The sequence below is a fragment of the Streptomyces sp. NPDC005576 genome, assembly GCF_042871745.1.
Lineage (GTDB): Bacteria > Actinomycetota > Actinomycetes > Streptomycetales > Streptomycetaceae > Streptomyces.
Genome location: NZ_JBIAJC010000008.1, coordinates 1 through 21,860 on the forward strand (window position 1 = coordinate 1; position 21,860 = coordinate 21,860).

Annotated in this window: 20 protein-coding genes and 1 riboswitch; of the genes, 13 read left to right on the top strand and 7 right to left on the bottom strand. The window is 70.3% G+C overall.

Annotated elements, in window-relative coordinates; genetic code table 11:
• Positions 1 to 194: 194 nt before the first annotated feature.
• The 10 genes from ACFYPN_RS15330 to ACFYPN_RS15375 all read left to right on the top strand — a co-directional run bounded on the left by ACFYPN_RS15330 (position 195) and on the right by ACFYPN_RS15375 (position 10,264).
• A complete protein-coding gene (locus ACFYPN_RS15330) occupies positions 195 to 803 on the top strand; it encodes a CDP-alcohol phosphatidyltransferase family protein (RefSeq protein ID WP_358759990.1) in 609 nt (202 codons plus the stop codon).
• A gap of 110 nt (positions 804 to 913) precedes the next feature.
• A complete protein-coding gene (locus ACFYPN_RS15335) occupies positions 914 to 3,409 on the top strand; it encodes a mannose-1-phosphate guanyltransferase (RefSeq protein WP_358759992.1) in 2,496 nt (831 codons plus the stop codon).
• 111 nt (positions 3,410 to 3,520) lie between these two features.
• Positions 3,521 to 4,441, top strand: a complete 921-nt coding sequence (locus ACFYPN_RS15340; RefSeq protein WP_358759994.1) for a DUF881 domain-containing protein — start codon at positions 3,521 to 3,523, stop codon at positions 4,439 to 4,441.
• The gene (locus ACFYPN_RS15345; protein ID WP_031069011.1) at positions 4,438 to 4,770 is read left to right on the top strand and encodes a small basic family protein; all 333 of its coding nucleotides are present in this window, start codon (positions 4,438 to 4,440) and stop codon (positions 4,768 to 4,770) included. The genes ACFYPN_RS15340 and ACFYPN_RS15345 overlap by 4 nt, the downstream gene beginning before the upstream one ends.
• Before the next feature lie 5 nt (positions 4,771 to 4,775).
• Positions 4,776 to 5,576, top strand: coding sequence for a DUF881 domain-containing protein (locus ACFYPN_RS15350; RefSeq protein WP_389298517.1), 801 nt, complete (start codon positions 4,776 to 4,778; stop codon positions 5,574 to 5,576).
• Between the two features lie 202 nt (positions 5,577 to 5,778).
• Positions 5,779 to 6,543, top strand: coding sequence for an FHA domain-containing protein (locus ACFYPN_RS15355; RefSeq protein ID WP_358759998.1), 765 nt, complete (start codon positions 5,779 to 5,781; stop codon positions 6,541 to 6,543).
• A gap of 44 nt (positions 6,544 to 6,587) precedes the next feature.
• Positions 6,588 to 7,331: a MerR family transcriptional regulator gene (locus tag ACFYPN_RS15360; RefSeq protein WP_358760000.1), complete on the top strand. Its 744-nt coding sequence runs from the start codon at positions 6,588 to 6,590 to the stop codon at positions 7,329 to 7,331.
• A gap of 53 nt (positions 7,332 to 7,384) precedes the next feature.
• A complete protein-coding gene (locus ACFYPN_RS15365; RefSeq protein ID WP_266702124.1) occupies positions 7,385 to 7,858 on the top strand; it encodes a bifunctional nuclease family protein in 474 nt (157 codons plus the stop codon).
• Between the two features lie 168 nt (positions 7,859 to 8,026).
• On the top strand, positions 8,027 to 8,644 hold the full coding sequence (locus ACFYPN_RS15370) for a MerR family transcriptional regulator (protein ID WP_358760002.1): 618 nt from the start codon (positions 8,027 to 8,029) through the stop codon (positions 8,642 to 8,644).
• An 87-nt stretch (positions 8,645 to 8,731) separates the two neighbouring features.
• On the top strand, positions 8,732 to 10,264 hold the full coding sequence (locus ACFYPN_RS15375; protein ID WP_358760004.1) for a DNA polymerase IV: 1,533 nt from the start codon (positions 8,732 to 8,734) through the stop codon (positions 10,262 to 10,264).
• Here the strand turns inward: ACFYPN_RS15375 and ACFYPN_RS15380 are convergent.
• Entirely contained in the window at positions 10,186 to 10,557 is a 372-nt protein-coding gene (locus ACFYPN_RS15380; RefSeq protein ID WP_389298520.1) for a PRC-barrel domain-containing protein, read from the bottom strand. The genes ACFYPN_RS15375 and ACFYPN_RS15380 overlap by 79 nt on opposite strands.
• A gap of 130 nt (positions 10,558 to 10,687) precedes the next feature.
• Positions 10,688 to 10,784: riboswitch (glycine riboswitch) on the top strand.
• A gap of 190 nt (positions 10,785 to 10,974) precedes the next feature.
• Here ACFYPN_RS15380 and gcvP point away from each other — a divergent pair.
• A complete protein-coding gene (gcvP, locus tag ACFYPN_RS15385) occupies positions 10,975 to 13,860 on the top strand; it encodes an aminomethyl-transferring glycine dehydrogenase (protein ID WP_389298522.1) in 2,886 nt (961 codons plus the stop codon).
• Positions 13,861 to 14,011: 151 nt separating this feature from the next.
• Here gcvP and ACFYPN_RS15390 read toward each other — a convergent pair whose 3' ends face one another.
• A complete protein-coding gene (locus ACFYPN_RS15390) occupies positions 14,012 to 14,218 on the bottom strand; it encodes a DUF5999 family protein (RefSeq protein ID WP_266702118.1) in 207 nt (68 codons plus the stop codon).
• 326 nt (positions 14,219 to 14,544) lie between these two features.
• On the bottom strand, positions 14,545 to 15,135 hold the full coding sequence (locus ACFYPN_RS15395) for a hypothetical protein (RefSeq protein ID WP_358760010.1): 591 nt from the start codon (positions 15,133 to 15,135) through the stop codon (positions 14,545 to 14,547).
• 496 nt (positions 15,136 to 15,631) lie between these two features.
• On the opposite strand from ACFYPN_RS15395, the gene ACFYPN_RS15400 reads away from it, so the two are divergent.
• A complete protein-coding gene (locus tag ACFYPN_RS15400) occupies positions 15,632 to 17,137 on the top strand; it encodes a glutamate--cysteine ligase (RefSeq protein ID WP_358760012.1) in 1,506 nt (501 codons plus the stop codon).
• Between the two features lie 62 nt (positions 17,138 to 17,199).
• On the opposite strand, the gene ACFYPN_RS15405 is transcribed toward ACFYPN_RS15400, so the two are convergent.
• Together ACFYPN_RS15405 and ACFYPN_RS15410 are read right to left on the bottom strand one after the other, a co-directional pair.
• Positions 17,200 to 17,403, bottom strand: coding sequence for a hypothetical protein (locus ACFYPN_RS15405; protein ID WP_358760014.1), 204 nt, complete (start codon positions 17,401 to 17,403; stop codon positions 17,200 to 17,202).
• Positions 17,404 to 17,483: 80 nt separating this feature from the next.
• Positions 17,484 to 19,277, bottom strand: a complete 1,794-nt coding sequence (locus ACFYPN_RS15410; protein ID WP_358760016.1) for a VWA domain-containing protein — start codon at positions 19,275 to 19,277, stop codon at positions 17,484 to 17,486.
• Positions 19,278 to 19,501: 224 nt separating this feature from the next.
• On the opposite strand from ACFYPN_RS15410, the gene ACFYPN_RS15415 reads away from it, so the two are divergent.
• Positions 19,502 to 20,242: a CPBP family intramembrane glutamic endopeptidase gene (locus tag ACFYPN_RS15415; protein ID WP_358760018.1), complete on the top strand. Its 741-nt coding sequence runs from the start codon at positions 19,502 to 19,504 to the stop codon at positions 20,240 to 20,242.
• Positions 20,243 to 20,333: 91 nt separating this feature from the next.
• On the opposite strand, the gene ACFYPN_RS15420 is transcribed toward ACFYPN_RS15415, so the two are convergent.
• Positions 20,334 to 21,155, bottom strand: coding sequence for a PhzF family phenazine biosynthesis protein (locus ACFYPN_RS15420; protein ID WP_358760020.1), 822 nt, complete (start codon positions 21,153 to 21,155; stop codon positions 20,334 to 20,336).
• 129 nt (positions 21,156 to 21,284) lie between these two features.
• Entirely contained in the window at positions 21,285 to 21,719 is a 435-nt protein-coding gene (locus ACFYPN_RS15425) for a GNAT family N-acetyltransferase (RefSeq protein WP_389298526.1), read from the bottom strand.
• Positions 21,720 to 21,860: the final 141 nt, after the last annotated feature.

The following is a 21,860-nucleotide window of genomic DNA, read 5'->3' on the forward strand; positions in this document are numbered from 1 at the left end:
GGTACTGCAGGGGGGACCCTGTGGGAGAGTAGGACGCCGCCGAACAATTTTTCCGGGAGACCCCCGTGCCTTTGGGCACGGGGGTTTTCTGCGTTCACGGGTGGCTGCCCGACCCCTGATGCATCTGGGCGCGGTCGCTGACGGTAGGGTCAGGGGGCATCATTGGCACATTTCTTCACACAGGAGGCCCCCGGGTGGAGGTCCAGGAGACTCGGGTTCAGACGGACCGGGTCCTCACCATCCCCAACATCCTCAGCATGGCTCGCCTTGTCGGGGTACCGCTTTTCCTGTGGCTGATCCTTCGCCCGGTGTTCGGCGGCCCCCAGAGCGACGGCTGGGCGTTTCTGGTGCTCGCGCTGAGCGGTATCAGCGACTACCTCGACGGCAAGCTCGCCCGCCGGTGGAATCAGATCAGCAACCTCGGTCGGCTCCTGGACCCGGCTGCGGACCGGCTCTATATCCTTTCCACTCTCGTCGGGCTCACCTGGCGCGAGATCCTGCCGCTCTGGCTCACGGCAGCGCTCGTGGCCCGGGAGTTGATGCTCCTGGTCATGGTCGGCATCCTCCGCCGGCACGGTTATCCGCCACCCCAGGTGAACTTCCTCGGGAAAGCTGCAACCTTCAACCTGATGTACGCCTTCCCCTTGTTGCTGCTCAGCGACGGAAGTGGTTGGCTTGAAACGTTGGCCACAGTTTTCGGATGGGCGTTCGCCGGGTGGGGTACAACTCTGTATTGGTGGGCAGGACTCCTGTACGTGGTTCAAGTCCGCCGGCTGGTGAAGGCGGACGCAACAGCCGATTGAGTTCGTTGAAGCGGTGCCGTGCAGTGTGGCCGGACCGCGGCAGATGCCTCGCGATGCCGCCCGACGGGCGAAGTCGGCTTTACCGTCGTCTCTAGGAGGACGTTTCCGACATGAAGGCCGTCGTGATGGCTGGCGGCGAGGGCACACGCCTTCGCCCGATGACCTCGAGCATGCCCAAGCCACTTCTTCCCGTGGCCAACCGGCCGATCATGGAGCATGTGCTCCGACTGCTGAAGCGGCACGGGCTCAACGAGACCGTGGTGACCGTCCAGTTCTTGGCCTCCCTCGTCAAGAACTACTTCGGGGACGGGGAAGAGCTCGGGATGGAGCTCACCTACGCCAATGAGGAGAAGCCGCTCGGCACCGCGGGAAGCGTGAAAAACGCCGAGGAAGCGCTGAAGGACGACACCTTCCTCGTCATTTCCGGCGACGCGCTGACCGACTTCGACCTCACCGATCTCATCGCCTTCCACAAAGCGAAGGGCGGACTCGTCACCGTCTGCCTGACCCGTGTCCCCAATCCGCTGGAATTCGGGATCACGATCGTCGACGAGGAGGGCCAGGTCGAGCGGTTCCTGGAGAAGCCCACCTGGGGGCAGGTGTTCTCGGACACCGTCAACACGGGCATCTACGTCATGGAGCCCGAGGTCTTCGACTACGTCCAGGCCGACACCTCCGTGGACTGGTCCGGCGACGTCTTCCCGCAGCTCATGAAGGAGGGCAAGCCGATCTACGGCTATGTCGCCGAGGGCTACTGGGAGGACGTGGGCACGCACGAAAGCTATGTGAAGGCCCAGGCCGACGTGCTGGAGCGCAAGGTCGACGTCGAGCTCGACGGATTCGAGATCGCTCCCGGCGTGTGGGTGGCGGAAGGCGCCGAGGTCCATCCGGACGCCGTCCTCCGCGGCCCGCTCTACATCGGTGACTACGCCAAGATCGAGGCGGACGTCGAAATCCGGGAGCACACCGTCGTCGGGTCGAACGTCGTGGTCAAGTCCGGTGCCTTCCTGCACAGAGCAGTGGTCCACGACAACGTGTTCATCGGCTCCCACAGCAATCTGCGGGGCTGCGTGATCGGTAAGAACACCGATGTCATGCGGGCCGCCCGCATCGAGGACGGCGCCGTGATCGGCGACGAGTGCCTCGTCGGAGAAGAGTCGATCATCCAGGGGAACGTGCGGGTCTACCCCTTCAAGACCATCGAGGCGGGCGCTTTCGTCAACACCTCGGTGATCTGGGAGTCGCGCGGACAGGCGCACCTCTTCGGAGCCCGCGGCGTCTCCGGAATCCTGAACGTCGAGATCACCCCGGAACTCGCGGTCCGTCTCGCCGGCGCCTACGCCACGACCCTGAAGAAGGGGTCGACCGTCACGACCGCGCGAGACCACTCGCGAGGTGCCCGAGCGCTGAAGCGCGCGGTCATCTCCGCCCTCCAGGCCAGCGCGATCGACGTACGCGATCTGGAGAACGTGCCGTTGCCGGTGGCCCGTCAGCAGACGGCCCGCGGAAGTGCCGGCGGCATCATGATCAGGACGTCCCCCGGTGTCCCCGACTCGGTCGACATCATGTTCTTCGACGAGCGGGGCGCCGACCTCTCGCAGGCCCAGCAGCGGAAGCTGGACAGGGTCTACGCCCGCCAGGAGTACCGCAGGGCCTTCCCCGGTGAGATCGGGGACCTGCACTTCCCGTCGAGCGTCTTCGACTCGTACACGGGCTCCCTGCTCCGCAACGTCGACACCTCCGGGATCGCCGAGGCGGGTCTGAAGGTCGTGGTCGACGCCTCGAACGGCAGTGCGGGACTCGTCCTGCCCAGCCTGCTCGGGCGGCTCGGCGTGGACTCGCTGACCATCAACCCAGGACTCGACGAGTCCCGGCCCACCGAGTCCGCCGAGACCCGCCGTGCCGGGCTTGTCCGGCTCGGCGAGATCGTCTCCTCGGCGCGCGCCGCGTTCGGCGTGCGCTTCGACCCGGTCGGCGAGCGGCTCTCGCTCGTCGACGAACGCGGCCGGATCATCGAGGACGACCGTGCGCTGCTGGTCATGCTCGACATGGTGGCCGCCGAGCGCCGGAGCGGGCGGGTGGCGCTGCCGGTGACGACCACGAGGGTCGCCGAACAGGTGGCCGCGTACCACGGCACCCAGGTGGAGTGGACGACGACCTCGCCGGACGACCTGACCCGGGTCGGCCGCGAGGAGAACACGATCTTCGGAGGCGACGGGCGCGGGGGATTCATCGTCCCCGAGTTCAGCAGCGTCTTCGACGGATCGGCCGCCTTCGTCCGGCTCATCGGGCTGATCGCCCGCACCCAGCTCACCCTGAGCCAGATCGACGACCGCATTCCGCGCGCCCACGTGCTCCGCCGTGACCTGGCCACGCCCTGGGCGGTCAAGGGTCTCGTGATGCGCCGGGTGGTCGAAGCCGCCGGCGACAGGGATGTGGACACCACCGACGGCGTCCGCGTCGTCGAGGCGGACGGCCGATGGATCATGGTTCTGCCGGACCCGGCCGAGGCGGTCACCCACCTGTGGGCCGAGGGCCCCGACGACGCCTCCGCCCAACTGCTCCTGGACGAGTGGGCCGCGGTCGTCGACAGCGCCGGGGACTGATTCCCGCACCCCACCCGTCTCCGGGGAGCCTGCCGTACACCGGCGGCTCCCCGGAGCCGTGTGGGCAGGCCCATTCGGCGGTAGCCGGGGTGACGTGCGACGATGTGCGGCATGCCGCAGCCGCCCCCCGAACGGAGTACGTCCGCTCCGCCCCCTCGCCCCGACGCCTCCATGTCGCTGCTGACCCATGTGATGGACCACAGCCTGGACGAGGGCTACGCCGAGGCCGCTGCGCGCCGTGAGGGCGACGGGACGGCGGGGCTTCCCCGCCAGGCGCGGGCCAAGCTCGGTCTCGCCGCCGGACTCGTCCTCATCGCTCTCGTCGTCACCCTCGGGGCCGCCCAGGCGAGGGTGTCCGCGCCGGTCGTGGCCAAGGAACGCCAGGAGCTCATCGACCGCATCGACGGCGAGACCCACGCGGCCGACTCCCTCGAATCAGAGGTGGAGAAGCTCCGCAAGGACGTCGGGGCGCGGCAGCGCGCGGCCCTCCTCCAGCACGGAGGGGACCAGGGCGAGCTGGTCGCCCTGCTCTCCGGGGCCACCCCCGTCGAGGGCCCCGGGGTGAAACTCGTCGTGGACGACGCCGACGAGACCGACCAGGGCGACGACGGGCCGCGCGGCACCAGCGGCTTCGCCGACACCAGTCGGGTCCGGGACCGGGACATGCAGCGGGTCGTCAATGGCCTCTGGGAGTCCGGAGCGGAAGCCGTCGCCATCAACGGGCAGCGGTTGACGGCACTTTCGGCGATCCGTGCCGCGGGGGACGCCATACTTGTCGACAACAGGCCGCTCGTACCGCCCTACACGGTGCTCGCGGTGGGGGAGAGCAAGAAGCTGGCCTCGGCGTTCCGGTCGAGCGCGGACGGCCTGTACCTCCAGGCCCTGCACGACGGCTTCGACATCCGGACCAGCCTGACCGACCAGGCGAAGGTACGGCTCCCTGCCGCGCCGAGTCTGATCGTACGCACAGCAGAACCGAAGGCCGCAGCCACCGGCAGTGGTGCGGCCGACACAGGGAAGGGCACATCGTGATCGCCGTACTGGGCCTGGTCGTGGGAGTCGTGGTCGGACTGTTCGTCCGGCCCGAGGTACCGGCGGTGGTCGAGCCCTACCTCCCGATCGCCGTGGTGGCCGCGCTCGACGCGGTCTTCGGCGGACTGCGCGCGATGCTCGACGGGATCTTCGTCGACAAGGTCTTCGTCGTGTCGTTCCTGTCCAACGTCGTGGTGGCCGCGCTCATCGTGTTCCTCGGCGACAAGCTCGGCGTGGGCGCGCAGTTGTCGACGGGTGTGGTCGTCGTTCTGGGCATCCGCATCTTCTCCAACGCCGCCGCCATCCGCCGGCACGTCTTCCGGGCCTGACGCCGATGAGCGACGAAGAGATGCCCCGTGACGGAGCCGGCGACCCGGCCCGGGAGACGCGTGCCGCACACGCCTCGGAGAAGAACGGGCTGAGCGGACGTCAGCGGTTGCTCGCCGGGCTCTGGCCGCCCCGCGTGACCCGGGCCCAACTGGTGGTGGCGCTGCTCCTGTTCGGCCTCGGGCTGGGTCTTGCGATCCAGGTGCGGTCCAACAACGACGACAGCGCCCTGCGCGGCGCGCGCCAGGAGGACCTGGTCCGCATCCTCGACGAGGTCGACGACCGGACCCAGCGGCTGGAGGACGAGAAGCAGCGCCTCGACGCCCAGCGGACGGAACTGGAGAACAGTTCCGACCAGGCCGAGGAGGCGCGCAAGCAGACGCTGGAGAAGGAGCGGCAACTGGGTATCCTCGCGGGTACCGTCGCGGCCCACGGGCCGGGAATCACTCTCACCATCGACGACCCGACGAAATCGGTCGCCCCGGACATGCTGCTGGACGCCATCCAGGAGCTCCGCGCGGCCGGAGCCGAGGCCATCGAGGTCAACGGCGTGCGGGTGGTCGCCAGTACGTACTTCTCCGGGGACGCCGGAGCCGTGAAGGTCGACGGTCACGCGGTCACGGCGCCCTATGCCTTCGAGGTGATCGGCAGGCCCCAGGATCTGGAGCCCGCCCTCAACATCCCGGGCGGGGTGGTCCAGACCCTGGAGAAGGAGCAGGCGACGGCGCTGGTGGAACGGGCCGACGACATTGTGGTGGATGCCTTGCGACCTGCGAAGCAGCCTGACTACGCTCGGTCGTCGTCGTAGTGGTCCAGCGGCGGGGCCAGACTCTTCGCAACTCCAAGCAGGTGTGCGGGGTTACGGGGGGTCGCCGCACCGTATCCACGGTGCGTGGTGGAAACTGTCGGGTGGATACGGACGTTGTGAGGATGTCCGGGTCGGCAGGTGTGTTCAGTCAGGGTTCGTCCTGCCCCACGGGCGGGTCTATGTCGGTCAAGGGGAATCGCCCGTGAAGTTTTTTGCGAAGTTGTTCGGAAAGAGCGCACGCGAGGACAGCAACAGTGCTGCCCGCCATCGCGCGCCGCGGCACGGCCAGGACGAGGAGCAGGGCGTCGAGCGTCCCCTCTTCCGCGACGAGTTGTCCGCCTCGGGCGACGGCTCCGGGGCGCAGGCGGGTGCCTCCGGCATAGGTTTTTCTGACTCCGGGCCGAGCACCGGATTCCACCCCGCCCCGGTGGGGCCGGGTGTCGCCCTCTGTGCGAGGTGCGGTCACCGGAATCCCGCGACGAGCCGGTTCTGCTCCAACTGCGGCGCGCCGCTGAAGGGCGGAATCCCCGAGCGCGCCTCCGAGACCACGTCGACGATCTCCATCTCCGGACTGGAGGCGTACGACGCCGAGGTCACCGGCCAGACCATGCTGCCGTCGCTCTCCCCGGAGGCGCAGGCGGCCGTGGACGCTCTGCCCGGAGGGAGCGCCCTGCTGGTGGTCCGCCGCGGCCCCAACTCGGGCAGCCGCTTCCTGCTGGACAGCGACCTGACGACGGCCGGCCGTCACCCGCAGAGTGACATCTTCCTGGACGACGTGACCGTGTCGCGGCGTCATGTGGAGTTCCGCAGGGGCGCGGACGGTAGCTTCACCGTGGGAGACGTCGGCAGCCTGAACGGCACCTACGTCAACCGTGAGCGCATCGATTCCGTCGCGCTGACCAATGGTGACGAAGTCCAGATCGGCAAGTACCGGCTGGTCTTCTACGCGAGCCAGCGGAGCGTGTGACCCTGCCCCGGACCACCACGTCCGGGGGAACCCCGGGAAGGCCCATGCTGCGAACATCCCAGGGCGGTGCCGGAAACGGCACCGCCGCCGCGGACCGGCGTGCGATGAGCATCGGCGCGGTGCTCGCCCAGCTCCGCGAGGAGTTTCCGGAGGTCACGATCTCCAAGATCCGCTTCCTGGAGGCGGAGGGACTCGTCGAGCCGGAGCGGACGCCTTCCGGATACCGGAAGTTCAGTTCCGGAGACGTGGAGAAGCTCGCGCAGGTGCTGCGCATGCAGCGGGACCACTACCTCCCCCTGAAGGTCATCCGGGAGTATCTGGACGCACTGGCCCGGGGGGAGCAGGCAGCCCTGCCCTCCCCGGGGGGCCAGAAGGACCTCGCGGACGGCTGCTGGGACACGACGGCCGGAGCGCCGACCGCGGCCCGCATCGGCCGTGCGGAGCTCCTCGCCGTCACCGGCGCGGACGAGGAACAGCTCGCCGAGTGGGAGTCCTACGGCCTCATCGTGCCCGAGCCCGAGGGCGGGTACGACGCCGAAGCGGTGAATGTCGCCAAACTCGTCTCCGATCTGGGCCGATTCGGGCTGGAACCGCGCCACCTGCGCGCCGTGCGTGCCGCGGCCGAGCGGGAGGCCGGGCTCGTCGAGCAGGTGGTGGCGCCCCTGCGCCGACACAGGAATCCGCAGACCAGAGCACGTGCCGAGGCCACCGCGCAGGAGATCGCCGAGCTGTCCGTACGGCTGCACGCGGCACTCGTGCAGACCGCCCTGCGCATTCGTTCCCACTGACCTCGGCGGAGCCCGACTACCCAAACATGGCGAGCACGTCCTAGGGTTGCTGTGTGAACGAGCTCGACGTTGTCGGTGTCCGGGTGGAAATGCCCTCCAATCAACCGATCGTTCTCCTGCGTGAAGTGGGAGGCGACCGGTACCTCCCCATCTGGATCGGTCCCGGCGAGGCCACGGCCATCGCCTTCGCCCAGCAGGGGATGGCCCCTGCCAGGCCGCTGACCCATGATCTTTTCAAGGATGTCCTGGACGCGGTGGGCCAAGAGCTCACCGAGGTCAGGATCACGGACATCCGGGACGGGATCTTCTACGCGGAGCTCGTCTTCGCCAGTGGCGTGGAGGTGAGCGCGCGACCGTCCGACGCCATAGCGCTGGCGCTGCGCACCGGCACGCCGATCTACGGCAGTGACGGGGTGCTCGACGACGCGGGAATCGCGATCCCGGACGAGCAGGAGGACGAGGTCGAGAAGTTCCGTGAGTTCCTCGACCAGATCTCGCCCGAGGACTTCGGCACCAACAGCCAGTGACCCCGCGAACCGGGTGGCGGGCGCGCATTCGAGAAGCCTTTCCCGGTCCGACGTCACGGGAAACCACCCTCAGGGTGATTATCACTCGGCGTGCCGAGTGTGGCGATCGTTGACGCACCCCCGGTGACTGCCTACCTTCGAGGGGGCAGGTCAAGGACGGAGGTCGGCGTGAGAAGCAGCGGCGACGGTGCGGCGGCGGGCGGACCGTATCCGCAGCACGGCAGTGGGGCCGACCACACCATCAGGCAACCGGTGCACCCGGTGGTCCCGGTGTCGGACGGCGTCGCGGGGGCTAACGACATCGGCTACCGCGGGCCGACGGCCTGCGCGGCGGCCGGGATCACCTACCGGCAGCTCGACTACTGGGCGCGCACGGGACTGGTCGAACCGAGCGTCCGGCCGGCGTACGGCTCGGGGACCCAGCGTCTCTACAGTTTCCGGGACGTGGTGCTTCTCAAGATCGTGAAGCGGTTCCTGGACACGGGTGTGGCTCTGCAGAACATCCGCACCACGGTGCAGCATCTGAGGGCCCGCGGATTCCAGGACCTCGAGCGCATGACGCTGATGAGCGACGGAGCCACCGTCTACGAGTGCTCGTCGCCGGACGAGGTCGTGAACCTGCTCCAGGGCGGCCAGGGCGTCTTCGGTATCGCCGTCGGTGTGGTGTGGCGGGACGTGGACGCGGCGCTGTCGCAGCTGCACGGGGAGCGTGTGGACACGGGGGAGACCCTGATCGGGCACAACCCCACGGACGAACTGGCCCGGCGCCGCAACCGCGCCGTCTGAACCCCGGTGGCCGTACCGCCGGACACCGCCCTTCCGAACGGGTGCCGGGCGGTGTCGTTGTCAGTGGCGTAGGGCACCATCGGCGGTGTGAGATCCGCGCCCACCATCCTCCACCTCGACATGGATGCGTTCTACGCCTCCGCCGAGCAGGCCGCCAAGCCCAGTCTGCGCGGCAAGCCGGTCGTGGTGGGCGGGGTGGGCCCGCGCGGGGTCGTCGCCACCGCCTCGTACGAGGCCCGGCGCTTCGGTGTGCACTCGGCGATGCCGACGGCCCAGGCGCGCCGGCTCGCGCCGAACGCCGCCTACCTGGTGCCGCGTTTCTCCCTGTACCGCGCCGTGAGCGAGCAGGTGATGGAGCTGCTGGGGCGCCTCTCCCCGCTGGTGGAGCCACTCAGCCTGGACGAGGCATTCGTGGACCTCGAGGCCGGCGGGACGGCCGACGACTCCGCGTCGGCCCGTGCCGTCGGCGAGCGGCTGCGGGAGGCCATCCTGGCGGTCACCGGACTCAGCGGGTCCGTGGGGCTCGCGGGGTCCAAGATGCTGGCGAAGATCGCCTCCGAGGAAGCCAAGCCCGACGGGCTGATGCTCATCGAGCCGGGCACCGAACGGGACCTGCTGGCACCCATGCCCGTACGCACCCTGCCCGGGGTCGGCCCGGCCACCGGGGACCATCTGCGCCGGGCCGGCATGACCACGGTCCACGACCTGGCAGAGGCGGGCGAGGCCGAACTCGTACGGCTGGTGGGCAGGGCCCACGGCGTCTCGCTGTACCGGATGGCGCTCGGCCTCGACGACCGGCCCGTGGTCGCCGAGCGCGACGCCAAGTCCGTCTCGGTCGAGGACACCTTCGAGGTGGACCTCCACGACCGGACGCGGGTCCGGACGGAAGTCGAGCGGCTGGCCGGCCGGTGTGTCGAGCGGCTGAGGAACGCCGGACGCTCCGGACGCACCGTCGTGCTGAAGGTGCGTCGCTACGACTTCTCCACCCTCACCCGCTCCGAGACGCTCCGCGGCCCCACCGACGACCCCGGCGTGGTGCGTGAGGCCGCCGCCCGGCTTCTGGAGGGGGTGGACACCACCGGGGGCGTCCGGCTGCTGGGAGTGGGAGTCACGGGCCTGGCGGACTACACGCAGGAGGACCTCTTCGCGCAGGCGGCGCAGGCAGAGCGGGAGGCCCATGCCGAGCGCGAGGCGCAGTCGGCGGGACCAGAAGGACCGGCCTCCGGGTCGCCCACGGGGGCGGAGGGGCAGCACGGTACCGCCGACGCGTCGCCCGGGCCCGCGGTCGCGGGAGCGGGAGCGGACACGGCCCACCCGTCCGGGGACGAGGCCGCCGAGCGCGCCGCGCGGCGCTGGTACCCGGGCCTCGACGTGCGGCACGGGGCGTACGGGCACGGCTGGGTGCAGGGCAGCGGAGTCGGGCGGGTCACCGTGCGGTTCGAGCGGCCGGGCGACCCACCCGGCCGGGTGCGCACGTTCCGGGTGGACGACCCGGAACTGCACCCGGCCGACCCGCTGCCGCTGGTGGCGGACCCGGTGGACTACTCCTCCTGGCCGGCCAGCCTGCCGAAGTCCTTGTCGGGGCCCGGATCGGTCACCGAGGAGGAGTCGAGTCCGTAATGCCGGTACAGCTGCAGTTCCTGTTCGGGCGAGAGGTGCCGCCCGACGCCGAAGTCGGGCGCGTCCCGGATCAGCGTGCGGTCGAAGGGAACCCGCAGGGTGTCCTCGACGAACTCGCTCGGTTCCAGCGGGACGAAGGCGTCCCTGCTGAAGAGGCCGGTGCGGACGGCGGCCCATTCCGGGACGCCGGTGGCGTCGTCGAGGTAGACCTCGTCCACCGTGCCGATCTTGACGCCCGCGCGGTCGAATGCCTTGCGGCCGATCAGGGCGCGCGGATCGATGTCGGTCTGCACGGTGCCTCCCGCTGGTCACGACGACTGGGGCTCGCCTCTACTCCACAGCCCCTACAGAAGTGCAGATTCCGGATATCGGCCACTCGAAGAAACGGCGAATACCCCCGCTGGTAGGCTGGCACATGGCTGCTGACCCCGTGCGGGAGAGCCTCCGGTGCTGAATCCGGAGGCGCCGAAGGAGCAAATCCTCCCCGGAATCTCTCAGGCCCCCGTACCGCATGGACGAGGTCACTCTGGAAAGCAGGGCGGTCCCACCCGGCACATGTCCGGTGCGGTCCACCCTCACCGACGGTGAAAGCCGGTACGCCCCGTGCGCGCCGGTGAAGCTCTCAGGTCGAGATGACAGAGGGGGAGGCCGTACGGGCAGCCGCGCCGCGGTGCCCCTCGCAGGTCGTGTCAGACCAGGAGGCCTCCATCATGACCCCCCGCCGCACGCCGCTCTCCCAGCTGGAGCAGGGCATCCCCTTCGAGCAGCGCCACATCGGTCCGGACGGCGAGGCCCGGGCGAAGATGCTCGCGCAGGTCGGTTACGGCTCGCTCGACGAGCTCACCGCCGCGGCGGTGCCCGACGTGATCAAGAGCGCCGAGGCGCTGAACCTCCCGGCGGCGCGCACCGAGGCCGAGGTCCTGGCGGAGCTGCGTACGCTCGCCGACCGCAACCAGGTGGTCGCCCCGATGATCGGGCTCGGCTACTACGGCACCTTCACGCCTCCGGTCATCCTGCGCAACGTGCTGGAGAACCCGGCCTGGTACACGGCGTACACGCCCTACCAGCCGGAGATCTCGCAGGGCCGGCTGGAGGCCCTCCTCAACTTCCAGACGATGGTCGCCGACCTCACCGGTCTGCCCACCTCCGGCGCCTCACTGCTCGACGAGGGCACCGCCGCGGCCGAGGCCATGGCGCTGGCCCGGCGCGTCGGCAAGGTCAAGAACGGTGTCTTCCTCGTCGACGCCGACACCCTCCCGCAGACGATCGCGGTCATCGAGACCCGCGCCGCGCCGACCGGGGTCGAGGTCGTCGTCGCCGACCTCACCGGTGGCATCCCGGCCGAGATCGCCGAGCGCGGTGTCTTCGGTGTGCTGCTCCAGTACCCGGGCGCCTCCGGGGCCGTGCGGAACATCGGCCCCGTGATCGAGCACGCCCACGAACTCGGCGCGATCGTCACCGTCGCCGCCGACCTGCTGGCCCTCACCCTGCTGACCTCACCCGGTGACCTGGGCGCCGACATCGCGGTCGGCACCACCCAGCGCTTCGGCGTGCCGATGGGCTTCGGCGGCCCGCACGCCGGCTTCATGGCCGTACGCGAGAAGTTCGCCCGCTCGCTCCCCGGGCGCCTGGTCGGCGTCTCGGTGGACGCGGACGGCGACAAGGCCTACCGCCTGGCCCTCCAGACCCGCGAGCAGCACATCCGCCGCGAGAAGGCCACCAGCAACATCTGCACCGCGCAGGTGCTGCTCGCCGTGATGGCCGGCATGTACGCCGTCTACCACGGTCCCGACGGCCTGCGGACCATCGCCCGGCGCACCCACCGCTACGCGGCGATCCTCGCCGAGGGGCTGCGGGCCGCCGGTGCCGAGGTCGTGCACGACTCGTTCTTCGACACGCTGACCGTGCGTGTGCCGGGCAAGGCCGCCGGGATCGTCGCCGACGCCCGCGAGCGCGGGGTCAACCTGTGGCTGGTCGACGCCGACCTGGTCTCGGTCGCCTGCGACGAGACGACCACCCGTGCGCACCTCGAGTCCGTCTGGGCCGCCTTCGGCGCGCGGGGCGACGTCGAGGCGCTTGACGGTACGGCCGCCGACGCGCTCCCCGAGCAGGCACTGCGCACCGACGACTACCTGACGCACCCGGTCTTCCACCAGCACCGCTCGGAGACGGCGATGCTGCGCTACCTGCGGCGGCTCGCCGACCGCGACTACGCGCTCGACCGCGGCATGATCCCGCTCGGTTCCTGCACCATGAAGCTGAACGCGACGACCGAGATGGAACCGATCACCTGGCCCGAGTTCGGCGCGCTCCACCCCTTCGCCCCCGCCGAGCAGGCGGAGGGCTACCTCACCCTCATCCGTGAGCTGGAAGAGCGCCTCGCCGAGGTCACCGGGTACGACGCGGTGTCGATCCAGCCCAACGCCGGGTCGCAGGGCGAGTTCGCCGGTCTGCTGGCCGTCCGTGCCTACCACCGCGCCAACGGCGACGACCGGCGCACCGTCTGCCTCATCCCCTCCTCCGCGCACGGCACCAACGCGGCGAGCGCCGTGATGGCCGGGATGAAGGTCGTCGTGGTGAAGACCGCCGACGACGGCGAGGTGGACATGGACGACCTGCGCGCCAAGATCGAGAAGCACCGCGACGAGCTCGCCGTCCTGATGATCACCTACCCGTCCACGCACGGTGTCTTCGAGGAGCACGTCGCCGCCATCTGCGGCGAGGTGCACGACGCCGGAGGCCAGGTCTACGTCGACGGCGCGAACCTCAACGCGCTGGTCGGCCTCGCACGGCCCGGCAAGTTCGGCGGCGACGTCTCGCACCTCAACCTGCACAAGACCTTCTGCATCCCGCACGGCGGCGGCGGTCCCGGCGTCGGCCCGGTGGGCGTGCGCGCGCACCTCGCGCCGTACCTGCCCAACCACCCGCTCCAGCCCTCCGCGGGTCCCGAGACGGGCGTGGGACCGATCTCGGCCGCTCCCTGGGGTTCGGCCGGCATCCTGCCGATCTCCTGGGCGTACGTCCGGCTGATGGGCGGCGAGGGTCTGAAGCGTGCCACGCAGGTGGCCGTGCTCGCGGCGAACTACATCGCGAAGCGGCTGGAGCCGCACTTCCCGATCCTGTACACCGGCCCGGCCGGCCTGGTCGCGCACGAGTGCATCGTGGACCTGCGAGCGATCTCGAAGGAGACGGGCGTCAGCATCGACGACGTCGCCAAGCGGCTGATCGACTACGGCTTCCACTCGCCGACCATGTCGTTCCCGGTCGCCGGCACCCTGATGATCGAGCCGACCGAGAGCGAGGATCTTGCCGAGATCGACCGGTTCTGCGACGCGATGATCGCCATCCGCGGCGAGATCGAGAAGGTGGCTTCGGGGGAGTGGAGCGCGGACGACAACCCGCTCGCCAACGCCCCGCACACCGCGAACGCGCTCGGCGGGGAGTGGAACCACTCCTACAGCCGTGAGGTCGCGGTCTTCCCGGCGGGTGTCTCGGCGGCCGACAAGTACTGGCCGCCGGTGCGCCGGATCGACGGTGCGTTCGGGGACCGCAACCTGGTCTGCTCCTGCCCGCCGCTGGACTCCTACGACCACTGACGGTCGCGGGGCGGGCGTACGAACGTACGAACCTGTGGACGCGGGCACGCGGACATGCATCGGGGCCGGTTCGGAGATCTCTCCGGGCCGGCCCCTGGCCGTACCGCCTGGAAGCGGGGGCGCTCGGGCGGCGGGCTCGCGGGCGGCCTTCTCAGGCGGCCTTCACCACCCGGCCGGTGGCCAGCGGGCGGTGTGGGGCGATGATCTGTCCGTCCGGGAGAAGTTCGCCGGTGTCCTCGAAGAGCAGAACGCCGTTGCAGAGCAGGCTCCAGCCCTGCTCCGGGTGGTGCGCCACGAGCCGGGCGGCCTCCCGGGCGGCTGACTCGGCGGTGGGGCAGGGGGGTTGATGCTGGCACATGGGGGTTCTTTCGCTGTGTCGAGTGGTGGTTGCGGGGTTCGGGTGCGTGCCGAACGGCCTTCCCGTAAGGGCCGGTCCGTCTCAGTGTTGCGCCACACGCCGCGTTCCGCAGGGATTTCGGCTCAGCTCGTTTCACGCTCCGCCGAGGTGTCACCCGCGCGGAGGGCTCACCAGGCGGTCGCCGTCTCTTCGGGGGGTGCGGAGTAGTCCGAGTGGGCCATGGGCGTGTTTCGGCGGGGTGTGCGCCGGGCGGGCAGACGTACGACGGCCCGCCCCCGCGCGGGGCGGGGGCGGGCCGGAGGAACGGTGTGGCGGGGCGGTGCGGGTCAGGCCGAGCCGACGAGGGGACCGGGCCGGGGCACGATGCGCCGGGTGAGTACCGGGAGCAGATCGGCGGCCCGGTAGGGCCGGTGTGCGGCAATCCCGGTCGGTGCGGGAGCGAGGGGGACGAGGATGTCGTTGGGCGCGACCGCACCGGAGGCGGGGTCGGCCCCGGTGTCACCGTGCAGCCAGAGCGTGAGCATGTAGAGCTCGGGCACGGAGAGCAGCCGCGGCTGGTGGAGCGTGGCCGTCGACTCGGCCTGTCTCAGGGCGCGTTCGGTCGACCCGAGATAGGGGCCCTCGAAGAAGTGCGAGAACGCCCAGCCGTCCGCGGTGAGGACGGTGTCGGCCCCGGCGACGATCCCCGACTCGGCGCGGATCAGGAAGCGCCAGCCGGCGAGACGGGTCGCGTGTGCGGCCAGGTCGGAGGTCTCCCGGTCGAGAACGTGTACGGGCAGGGGCAGTTCGGGGCTCAGCGGTCCCTGGGCGGACCGCAGGGCGGGGGTGCGGGCTTCGCGGACCGCGGTGGGAGAACCGAGTGCCGTGAGGACGCTGCGCAGTGCGGGCGCGGGGGCCGGGGGAACATGAAGCGGCATGGTGGGTCGCCTCTCGCTTCGGAGACACGGTGATGCGCGGGTGGGTGCAGACGGCGCTGTCGGCATGCGGGACGTCAGAAGGAGGCCGGCCGACGGCTGGACGCGTCGACTATCGGCCTCATGAGCGGAGTTTATATGACAAGTGTTCGCCTGGTGTTTCCACTAGCTGTCGGTCATATGACACGCAAGGCCGTTTTGCGTCTTTGAAATGCGGAGTTTCTGGTGATTCGCGACGCATGCTCCAGGCTCCGCCTGCGGGCTTTCACATTTCGCGGTCGGCTCAAAAAGAGCGGTGTTTCCGCCACCTGTATGCGGGGAAGGCGAGACGGAATGAGCCGCCCACCTCATGCCTACGGAATGTGCCTGATGGCCGAGCGGCCCCAGCCTATCCGGCGCCGCACGGTTCCGCAGGCGTTATGGATCACTTCTACGGGGCATTATCGATCGAGATGCGAGCGACCTGGCCGCGGGCCGCCACTGATGGAGGGATTCTTCGATGGGGGAGAAGGTCGTGGCGCACGCCTTTGACCTGTCCGACCGCCCGGCGTACCGGCGCAAGCTGGCCCGGTGTCTGGAAGGACTGGAGAGGCTGCTGGAGGAGCGGAGGTTCGACCGCCCCCGAAATTTCATGGGGCTGGAGATCGAGCTGAATCTCGCGGCCTCGGACGGCACGCCCCGCATGATGAATGCCGAGGTGCTCCAGCGCATCGCCAGCCGGGATTTCCAGACAGAACTCGGGATGTTCAACCTTGAGGTGAATATCGTTCCGCACCGGTTGAGCGGGCGAGTTTTCGATCAGCTCGCGGAGGAGCTGCGCACCGGGCTGGCATATGCCGACCGGAAGGCCGCCGAAGTCGACGCCGGCATTGTCATGATCGGAATTCTTCCCACCCTGGGACCGGACGACCTGGTCTTCGGCAACCTCTCCGACGTGGACCGCTACACCCTTCTCAACGACGAGATGGTCGCCGCGCGGGGCGAGGATTTCGCGATCGACATCGAGGGCGTCGAGCATCTCGTGTCCACCTCCGCGTCGATCGCCCCCGAATCGGCGTGCACCTCAGTGCAGTTGCACCTCCAGGTGACCCCCGCCCGGTTCCCGGACGTGTGGAACGCCGCCCAGGCGGTCGCCGGGGTGCAGATCGCGCTCGGTGCGAACGCGCCCTTCCTGTTCGGCAAGGAGCTGATGCGGGAGTCCAGGCCGCCGCTGTTCCAGCAGGCCACGGACGTACGGCCGCCCGAACTCCGGAACCAGGGAGTGCGCCCGCGGACCTGGTTCGGAGAGCGCTGGATCAGCTCGGCGCACGAACTCTTCGAGGAGAACGTCCGCTTCTTCCCGCCCCTGCTCCCGATCCTCTCCGAAGAGGACCCCCTGCGCGTGCTCGACGACGGCGGCGTACCGTCGCTCGCCGAACTCGTCCTGCACAACGGGACGATCTACCGGTGGAACCGCCCCGTCTACGGAGTCGCGGACGGGGCGCCGCACCTGCGGGTGGAGAACAGGGTGCTGCCCGCCGGACCGACCGTCGCGGACGTGCTCGCCAACGCCGCCTTCTACTACGGGCTGGTGCGCGCACTCGCCGACGAACCCCGTCCGGTGTGGACCAGGCTCCCCTTCGAGGCCGCGGAGGAGAACTTCGACAACGCCTGCAGGTACGGCATCGAGGCCGAGCTGCTGTGGCCGCGCCCGGGCCGGTCCGGCGGAGTCGCGAAGGTCCCCGCGATCAAGCTCGTACGGGACGAACTGCTGCCCCTCGCGTCCGCCGGGCTCGACGCCTGGAACATCGAGCCCGCCGACCGCGACCGTTACCTCGGCATCATCGAGGAGCGGTGCCGCCGACGGGTCAACGGAGCCTCCTGGCAGGTCGACACCTACCACCGGGCGCAGGAGGCGGGACTGGGACGGGAAGCCGCCCTCGCCGCCACCACCCGCAGGTACGGCGAGCTGGCGCGCAGCGGCGAGCCGGTGCACACCTGGCCCGTCGGCTTCCCGAAGCCGTGAGCGCCCGCGCGCACGGCTCGCCGCCCGTGCCCCTATCCGCGCGGGCGGGCGGACCGGCCCGCTCAGGGGAGCAGCGGGCGACCCGCGACCGCGGCCCCGATGTGTTCCTCCGTGAGCTCCACCGACGGGTACTCGGCGGTGAAGGCGCGTACGCGAGCGAGGGGTGAGTCCGGCGGTGGCGGCTCCTCGCTGATCGCGAAGGCGTGGATCCGCGTCCAGAACGCCACGCCCACGTCCTGCGGGTCGTCCATGTCGGTCCTGTTCACGGGTGGACGGTAGACGGAGGCGCTGACAGTGAGGGTGCCACCCGGGTCCCGGGGGCGCGGTTCGGGCGGCCGGCGCCGGTCTACTCGGGCAGGGTGGCCTGACTGGCCGTCATGATGGCCTGCAGGATCACCGACTGGATCTCGGCGGGGTCGCTCACCTCGTAACCGCCACCGCCCGTCACCTTCGCGATCTCCGCGACCTCTTCGCGGTCCGCGTCCGGCCCCACCGCGATGGCGAGGATCGGCACCGGGCGTTCCGGATCGGCGACTCCCTTGAGCTGCTGGATCAGGCCGCTGCGCGAGATCCCGTGGTCGTCCTGGTTCGAGCCGTCCGTGAGGATGACCAGCGCGTTGAACTTGCCCGGCACGTAACTCGCCACGGCCGCCCGGTACGCGGCGAGGGTGGTGTCGTAGAGGCCGGTGGCGCCGTTCGGCACGGGCTCCAGCTCGTCGAAGGCCGCAGCGAGTTCCTCCCGGTGCGTGGCGCCGCTCGCGGTACGGTCGCCGAGGCGGTCCGCCGGGGTCAGCTCGCGGTAGTCCTTGGGGCCGTCGAGGGTGGTGGCGAACTCCCAGAGACCGATCTCGTCCTCGTCCGTGAACTGGCTCAGCGCCTGGAGCAGCGACTCCTTCGTCACGTCCATCCGGGACTCGTCGCGGCCGGGGACCGGGGTCGCCATCGAACCCGACGCGTCGACCACCGTGAAGAGCCGGGCGCTCTGCACGGTGATGGTCCACATGCCGAGCACTTCCTGCAGTTCGGCATCGGTGGGAGCGGTGGCGGGAGCCTCGGCGTACGGCTGCGGGTCCTTCCCGCCCGCCGCCCGGACGACCTGCGTCACGGCACTGCCGTCCGGGGGCCGGAACCCGTGGGCGGGCAGGACGGCCTCGGGTCCGCCCGAGCCGCTGTCCCTGAGCAGCGTCATCAGACGCAGTGCGGTCCGGCTCTGCTCGACGGTCATCGACGTCTCGTCCACCAGCGTGTACGGGTAGGTGAGCTGCGGGCTGCCGTCCTTCGGGTAGAAGAGGTCGACCTTTCCGCCCCCGGTGGCCTTCTCGTTGTGCGCGAAGGCGGCCTGCTCCGACATCATCAGGGCCTGGTTCCGTCCGGCGTCGCCCTGCTCGGCGGCCGAATCGTCGCGCATCAGTGTCTCCGCGGCCTTCGGATCGCTCTCCGACATGCGCTCCGAGAGGATCTTCGCAGTCTGCGCGGCCCGGGTGTCGCTGTCGCCGCCCTGGTCGGCCGAGGACGCCCCGATGGCCGTGAGCGCCAGCAGCGCGGTGGCGCTGCGGGCCGGATCGGCGGCCCCGAGCCGGACCGCGCCGTCCGACCCCAGGGCCGCGGCGACCAGTTCGGCCCAGCCCAGCCGCTTGTCCGGCCAGCCGAGAGACTTCGCCGCGGACGGCACCACGGCGAACCCCACCGGGGAGGTGGCCACCGAATCGCCGGGCGTGAGAGGTATGCCGTCCCCCGCGCCCTTCGCCCGGTCGAGCCAGAGGTCCGAGTCCGGCAGCCAGACCTGGTACGGGGTCCTGCCGCCGGCCGCCACGGTGTTGGCGACCTTGTACGAATCGACGGCCACCACCTCGACGTCCATGCAGCGTCCGTCCGTACGCACTTCGTCCTTGCGCGCCCGGGCGACGACGGCGCGTACGGCGGGGGCGATGTCGGGTGAAGCGGCCACGGTGAGCCGGACCGCGTCCTTGTCGCACGGCTCGGAGAACGAGAGCAGGCCGCTGCGCGCGACCACGGCCGCGCCGGCGGCCACTGCGACGACGAGTACGCCGGCGACGGCGACCGCGCGGCGGCGGGGCGGCGCGGAGGCCGCCCCGGGTCTGTCCGCCGCAGAGCGGTCGGGCAAGCTGTGACGTCCCATGTCGGTGGTGCCCCTCCTTGAGAATGAAACAAGGAAAAGGGGGACCACACCATCGGTGATGGTGCTCGTCCCCCGGCCTGTCGCGCATGATCTTCGTACTTGCTTTCGAGACCCTAGCGGTGCGGCGGGTGGCATGAGACGCGATTGCAGAACAAAAGGCGGGTGTACCGGTGAAGGTGGGGCGCGTGGCTGATTCTTGTCCCCAAGAGTCGCTTTCCAGAAGGATGTTGGGCTCCGAGGCGGTGTTGGTGCTCGCACTGTCGCTGGGCGCGAGCGGAGTCTCCGCGCTCATCAGTTTTGTCGGATCACTGACGAAACCGGGGGGCTTGAAGGAGCAGGCGGCCACGCTCAACGGCTCGTACGCGCCAGGACGTCCTTGGCTTGATCTGGCATGGCAAACGTTCGGGATCGCAACGGCTCTCGTCCCCGTCGCACTGGTGGCGCATCTGCTGGTGCGGGAGGGCGCGAGCCTGCGGACCATCGGTTTCGACCGCACCCGGCCCGGTCCCGACGTGCGGCGCGGCGTCGCGGTGGCCGCCTGCATCGGCAGTGCCGGACTGGCCTTCTACCTCGTCGCGCGGGCCACCGGTTTCAACCTCACGGTGGTGCCCGAGTCGCTGCCCGAGGTGTGGTGGAAGTTCCCCGTGCTGATCCTCTCCGCGCTGCAGAACGCGGTGCTGGAGGAGGTCATCGTGGTCGGCTACCTGCTGCGCAGGCTCGGCCAGTTGGGGTGGACGCCCCGGGCGGCACTGGTGGCCAGTTCGGTGCTGCGTGGTTCCTACCACCTCTACCAGGGGATCGGGGGCTTCCTCGGCAACATGGTGATGGGCGTCGTCTTCGTCCTGCTCTACCGGCGCTGGGGCCGGGTCGGCCCGCTGGTCGCCGCGCACGCGCTCCTCGACATCGGGGCCTTCGTCGGATACGCGCTCCTCGCCGGGAAGGTGGACTGGCTGCCCACACCGTGAGTCGCCGCGGCGGCGGGCGGCCCCCGACCGCGGGCGTCCTCGCGGACCGGTCCCCTGCCGCCGGCCCGGAGCACCGGCCCGGGGCGCCGGCTCAGAGCGCGGCGAGCAACTCCCCGTCGATGACGGTCACGGCGTTGCCGGTGAGTAGAGTCCGGTCTCCGCGCAGCTCCGTGCGGACCAGTCCGGTGCGGGTGGAGCCCTGGAGGCCCGTCAGCGCGTCACGGCCGAGCCTGGCCGACCAGAACGGGGCGAGCGCGGTGTGTGCGCTGCCCGTCACCGGGTCCTCGTCGATGCCGACCCCGGGGAAGAAGCCCCGCGAGACGAAGTCGTAGCCCAGGGTGGGGTCCTCCGCGGCGGCGGTGACGATCACACCGCGCCGCGAACACCGCACGAGTGCGGCGAAGTCGGGTGTCAGCCCGCGTACGGTCGCCTCGTCGTCGAGCTCGACCAGCAGATCGCCGATGTGTTCGGCGGTGCCGAGGGTCAGGAGTGGCTCGGCGCCCAGGGCCCGGGCCAGTCCCGCCGGCGCCGTCTCGGGCGTGAGGGAGGAGGTGGGAAAGTCCATCGTGTAGGCGGAGCCGGGCCGGGCGACGGTGGTGAGCACCCCTGATCGGGTGGCGAACCGTACGGCGCCCGTGGCCGCCCCGGTCGTCTCCAGGACGTGTGCGGTGGCGAGCGTCGCGTGCCCGCACATGTCCACCTCCGTCGTCGGGGTGAACCAGCGCAGCGCCCAGTCCGCGACACCGCCCGGCGCCAGCGGATGGGCGAAGGCCGTCTCCGAGAGGTTGACCTCGGAGGCGATCCGTTGCAGCGGGCCCGCTTCGGGGAATTCCCCGGAGTCCAGCAGGACGACACCGGCGGGGTTGCCGGCGAAGGGGCGGTCGGTGAACGCGTCGACGATACGGATCCTCATGGGGCGACCGTAACCAGGGCCACCGTCAAGGGCTCGCGGGGCCGGCCCCCGCTTCCCGGGCACCCCCGGTTCGCCGCGCTTCCCCCGGCCGTGTCCTACCCGCGCCTCCCCTCCACGGGTCCGCACTTCTCAGTCCAGGGTGACGCGGTGGACGGTCGACTCCCGCCGCCGGAAACCCGCCCGTTCGTACAGGCGGTTCGCGGCCTCCCGCGAGGGCCGCGAGGTGAGGTCGACGGTCCGGGCTCCCGCCGCGGAGGCCAGGGCGAGGGCCTTGTCGATCAGCACTCCGCCGACTCCGTGGCCGCGCGCGTCGGCATCGACCACCACGTCTTCGATGTGCGCCCGCAGGCCCGAGAGCAAGGGCGACATCACCAGCGTCAGCGTTCCGACGACGACGCCGTCGACACGGGCCACCAGCAGTGTGCTGGTATCCGTCCGCACCAGTCCCTCCACCGCTTCACGGTCCAGGGGCTCGGCCCGGGACGAGAGCTGGGGGAGGAGGCGCGCGAACGCTTCCATCACTTCGGGGGTCGCCTCGCGAACGATCTCGGTCTCCACACTCATGATCCGGAACCTATCGGTCGCCCCACCGCCGGGCCAGTGGGGCTGCCAGGACCAGGGAAACTGCCCGGCTCGGGTCTCGGCCGGGCGGGAGGCTTCGGGGATCCTTGCTCGGCGATAGTTTCCGATATATCGTTGAGCCAT